Source organism: Cyanobacteriota bacterium, assembly GCA_025054735.1.
Lineage (GTDB): Bacteria > Cyanobacteriota > Cyanobacteriia > SKYG9 > SKYG9 > SKYG9.
In genome coordinates this window covers 1-4,486 of the sequence record JANWZG010000341.1, presented here as the reverse complement: position 1 = coordinate 4,486, position 4,486 = coordinate 1, and the positions used below count along the sequence as shown (strand labels likewise).

At 47.1% G+C, this 4,486-nt stretch carries 6 protein-coding genes; 4 read left to right on the top strand and 2 right to left on the bottom strand.

The features are described 5' to 3' along the window. The 3 genes from NZ772_14605 to hpsU all read left to right on the top strand — a co-directional run. The coding region (locus NZ772_14605; protein ID MCS6814782.1) for a hypothetical protein at window positions 1-239 on the top strand (239 nt) is incomplete at its 5' end. Window positions 240-360: 121 nt separating this feature from the next. After that, window positions 361-1,242 carry a hypothetical protein gene (locus NZ772_14600; GenBank protein MCS6814781.1) on the top strand — a complete coding sequence of 294 codons (882 nt, stop codon included), beginning with the start codon at window positions 361-363 and terminating at the stop codon, window positions 1,240-1,242. A 56-nt stretch (window positions 1,243-1,298) separates the two neighbouring features. Then, complete coding sequence (gene hpsU, locus NZ772_14595; protein ID MCS6814780.1) at window positions 1,299-1,835, top strand: hormogonium polysaccharide biosynthesis acetyltransferase HpsU; 537 nt, start codon at window positions 1,299-1,301, stop codon at window positions 1,833-1,835. A gap of 35 nt (window positions 1,836-1,870) precedes the next feature. On the opposite strand, the gene NZ772_14590 is transcribed toward hpsU, so the two are convergent. After that, on the bottom strand, window positions 1,871-2,911 hold the full coding sequence (locus tag NZ772_14590; GenBank protein MCS6814779.1) for a PstS family phosphate ABC transporter substrate-binding protein: 1,041 nt from the start codon (window positions 2,909-2,911) through the stop codon (window positions 1,871-1,873). 321 nt (window positions 2,912-3,232) lie between these two features. On the opposite strand from NZ772_14590, the gene NZ772_14585 reads away from it, so the two are divergent. Then, window positions 3,233-3,628 (top strand): hypothetical protein, encoded by a 396-nt coding sequence (locus NZ772_14585; protein MCS6814778.1) that lies wholly within the window; start codon window positions 3,233-3,235, stop codon window positions 3,626-3,628. Window positions 3,629-3,655: 27 nt separating this feature from the next. On the opposite strand, the gene NZ772_14580 is transcribed toward NZ772_14585, so the two are convergent. Beyond that, window positions 3,656-4,486: adenylate/guanylate cyclase domain-containing protein (locus NZ772_14580; protein MCS6814777.1), on the bottom strand; the 831-nt coding region annotated here is incomplete at its 5' end.

Below are 4,486 nucleotides of genomic sequence, written 5' to 3'. Positions count from 1 at the left end.
ATAATGGCCACAAGTGGTTTACTAACACTGCGATCGCTGCCCTTGGAAATTTACTATTCACGCCTACTTATTCACGCCCATTAGTCACTACTATGGATCCTCAGTCATCAAACTCAACAACCGTATCGTCTAAACTGCGAGCGATTGTTAGCATTGGCCTGTTCATTATTTTGAGTATTGGGGTATTATTTTTGTCTGGAAACCTGATACTAGCACTCATCCATAAGTTCACAGCCTAGTGTTTTTAGAGTCTAGATTTTTAGTCACTGTGACCTAATGAGCTATCTAGATGGCTTGATCAAGACTGGCTAACAGTCGCATAATAGAATACTAAGGGCAGTATGAAATTGGGGGAACATAATGGTGAACTCAGGGATTAGGCGACTCGATTCGCCGCTAGATCATATTGATCGCACTGCAAAGGCAACCTTTGTCCCCGCACCTAAGCCCAGAACCTATTCCTTTGACTTGTCTGCCTATCGCGAGTCGGTACGTCGGCTAGCTCCCTCAAAGTCAACGCCATCTCATCCCAGCAATAAGGTTCCTACTCTCCCCTCTTTCAGGTCACTGTCAACACCAAGTCACTCGTCAACCTCATCACCATTGCGATCGTCACCACCCTCAAGCTCCACACCTTCTTGCCACCCTTCACCTATAGAGTACTCGTCTGCATCGCCACGGCTCAGTTCATCGTCCATAGATGCCAAACGCGACGAATTTTCCCATCTGCCTCAGGTCTACATGAGCCAGTCTGCCCTACAGCCAAACCTACCAGTACCCCTAACGGCAATGAACCTTCTGCGAGACATTGAAGCAGCCATCATTGGTTGGCAATCGGCATTGCATCGCGTTGTTAGTCAAGTTGAGGCCCTCTATCATGAAGGGCCTATGATTGATGGTTGGCTAGAGTCAAAGGGCTACGATTCTCCCCCTAGTCAACATAAAGGGTTACCGACCAATCGCCAGCGCTCCCCTCAGCCGCGTTCATATCCGCCTCAAGGTAACGATGCCACGGCAGCATTTTATTATGTCTGTGGCTACACAGAATCGGGTGAGTTATGGTCTCGCCCTTGCCCCCCTGAGCAGGTTGCTAGCGTGAGCATGGCAATTTCTCGCTACCAGAAGCTCCAAGAGTTGTTGCGCCATAAGCAAGCAATTGAACGTCATTTGGCAGAACTAGCCCAGACCATCTTGGATTTTCATGGTCGAGTGCGCAGTATTGGTAGGCGGCGCGATCGGTGACCCAACACATTCAAGGGCAAGAATTACCTGATGTCGATGCACCACCACAGGTAGATTTGCGACGCTATCATCAAGCTGGGTTTCAGCGTGGCCGACCTGGATGGATTGTGTTGTTGTGGTGGTTCCTACAGGCTGTCATTTTTCCCATTACTCCCCACGCTTTTCATGCTCCTCGGATAGCATTATTGCGATTATTCGGAGCCAAAATTGGCAGGGGAGTGGTGATTCGTCCATCGGCTCGTGTTACCTTTCCCTGGAAGCTAGTGATTGGCAACTACAGTTGGATTGGTGACGATGTGGTGCTCTACAACCTAGACAACATTCGCATTGGTGACCACTGTGTGATTTCCCAACGCAGCTACTTGTGCACAGGCAGCCACGACATTGCAGATCCTTGTTTTCAGCTACAGACAGGGGAAATCGTCATTGGTAATGGTGTTTGGATTGCGACTGACTGCTTTGTTGCACCAAACGTCCATATTGGAGCCAACACAGTTGTTGGTGCCCGTAGTAGTGTGTTCGGGCATCTCCCCGCTGGTCAGGTGTGCTGGGGAACACCCTGCCATCCTCGTTATCCCCGTCACATCCTGTAGTCACATTGCATAACACTGCAACTATTCAGGAACCACTAGAATGCAGCTTCTTTCTTCATCAGTTCCTCGATCGTCACCCCTGGCTTGGCCTTACCATCAAAGACTGTGCCTACCTTTTGCTGTTTAAGGTGCTCTAACACCACAACATAGGCTTCGTCTGGCAGAGGAGTGTAGCCTACCCTCTTGGCCAGATTTTCAGCATTCAGGATGTAGAACTCAACAAATGGCTTAAGGTCAGGTTTGTCTGCTAAGGATTTTTTGTTGACATAAATGAACAATGGACGGGCTAAGGGTGTATAAGTGCCATCCACAACTGTCTTGCTAGATGGGATAACAGGCCCCTTGCCACTATCTATGGGCACAGCCTTAAGAGCTTTTTCATTTTCTTCGTAATAGGCATAGCCAAAGTAAGCCAATGCTTCTGGATCCCGCTTTACCCCTCTAGCTAGCACGGCATCATCCTCACTATCCGTATAGTCAGCACGGCTAGCACCTCTTTTGCCCACAACAGCTTCCGTAAAATAGTCGAAGGTACCAGAGTCTTTACCGGGGCCATAGAGTTTCAAGGGACGATCTGGCCATCCTGGCCGCACTTGACTCCAGCGGGTGACTTTACCCTCTGCGGCAGGTTCCCACATGGCCTTGAGTTCTGCCAGCGTAATCTTGTCTACCCAAGTGTTGCTGGGGTGAACTACAACTGTTAGGGCATCGTAGGCGATAGGTAGTTCAATAAACTCAATGCCATTTGCTTTACAAGCTTGCATTTCATCCTGCTTAATCGGGCGAGACGCATTGCTAATGTCTGTCTGGCCAGCACAAAATTTCTTAAAGCCACCCCCTGTGCCTGAAAACTTCACGTCAAATTCAAGTGCAGACTTTCTTTCAAAGGTATACTCCTGGGCGGCTTCTTCACTGATGGGATACACTGTACTGGATCCATCAATCAAAACTTTAGTCGGTACACTAGCATTGGCATTTGTCGATGAGTCAGTTGGACTATTACCACAGGCAGTAAGACCAAACACTGCTGCCAGAGATGCCAACGACAGCATTAGGGGCACAACTTTAGCAAACATCACCATAGCTTCATGTAACCTTAGAACAAAGTAAAGCAATTCCTAGAACCGCCGCAGCGCTATTTCCTCTAGAAAAAACTTTCCCTATCATTTCAAAAAAACATAGTTATGCAAGTTTGCTAGAACACGTAGGCCAATATCTTTTCATTAAGAAATGTAGTCTATGATGCTATTTTCTCTGTTCCACGGCTGGATCCTAAGATGATTCTGGTGCTCGATCTCTGTATCTGGCTTGGTTGCTGATGGTTACTTGCTTTTGTAACAAGCAAAATTCCCTAGCGAGTATAATCTAGGTGACATCTTGGAGTGGGAGACTACACAATGGGATTAGCAGAACGTCGAGCAGTGAAGGCGTTTCAAGATAATAAGTTGCCTGCACTGAAGCAAGAAATCGATGCGGCTGCTGGGTTTGAGGTGAATTTAGAAGTTAATTGGGATGCTATTGCTAAGGAAGACCAAGCCCACATGTACGAGGAAGCCTTCCTTAAAGTATATTTCAAGCCGTTAATCGAAGCGTTGAAAGCTATATGCATTGACGACTTGGGCAAGGAGGCACTGCGAGATGGGTTGAAGAAAGTGGTGATTACGGACAACAACAAGCAGGAGGTTACATTTCAATTTGGTACACTGACCATCAGCTTTTACAGCATTTATAACTTGGATGGCTGGGCCGATCGCAAGGCAGAGATTCAGACTGTTTTAGAGAAAGGGTTGTAACTTTTACATCCACTAAAGCACACATCCCTAGTGATTACAGATTGTCGTAACACCATAGGTAGCTAAAAATTGATCCAGTGCCTCGAAGGTACAGGCAAATGTAGTCATTGGCACTTCATAACCCTTTAAATCCACGGAAAAGCTCTTAAATAGTGATTTATCAGTCACTAAGGGAGCTAGGTGAGCGTAGGTTTGCTCACCAAGGGCAACGTCACAACCAATCTGTTTTGTAGATGACTCCAGTCGAAAGGCCGCATTCACAGTGTCGCCCAGGGCAGTGTAGTCAGGGCGATCGCCACTACCCGTGTTACCAACCATGGCGTAGCCCGTGTTGATTCCAGCTCCAATTCGCAACGGGAATGGCAAAGGATAATTAGTAGCTAGGGTGCTGGTCATGTTGTAAAGAGCACTGAGGGCACGGAAAATTTGTAACATTTCATCGTGACTCACGTTTTCTGACTCATGAATCCAAACTGCCATGATGGCATCGCCAATATACTTGTCAACCCAACTGCCATAGGTGCGGATGATTTGACCAGCCTGCCGAAACCAAGAACCAATCATCTCTGACAGGATCTTTTCATCCATTTGGCGTGTCAGCCCTGTGAAGTTGCGAATATCAATTACCAGTACAGAAATTAGCTTGCGGACATGCAAAATCGCAGTTGCCGTCGTTTCTCGATTGTCTGTATCTAGCTCATTATTGTCAGATTTAGTCAATTTAACGCTATGAGGACAATAGAACTCTAGTTCAGTTTGCCCAAATGTAATGTGGTCGCCACTTTGAATTGGCACAGGAATAGTAACTCGACGACCGTTGACAAAGGTGCCATTGCGACTACCCAGATCAATGAGATA

Bases quoted from the DNA above. Each gene is read 5' to 3' on its own strand.
- NZ772_14600 (MCS6814781.1), top strand. From the start codon at position 361: ATGGTGAACTCAGGGATTAGGCGACTCGATTCGCCGCTAGATCATATT.
- NZ772_14590 (MCS6814779.1), bottom strand. From the start codon at position 2,911: ATGTTTGCTAAAGTTGTGCCCCTAATGCTGTCGTTGGCATCTCTGGCA.
- NZ772_14585 (MCS6814778.1), top strand. From the start codon at position 3,233: ATGGGATTAGCAGAACGTCGAGCAGTGAAGGCGTTTCAAGATAATAAG.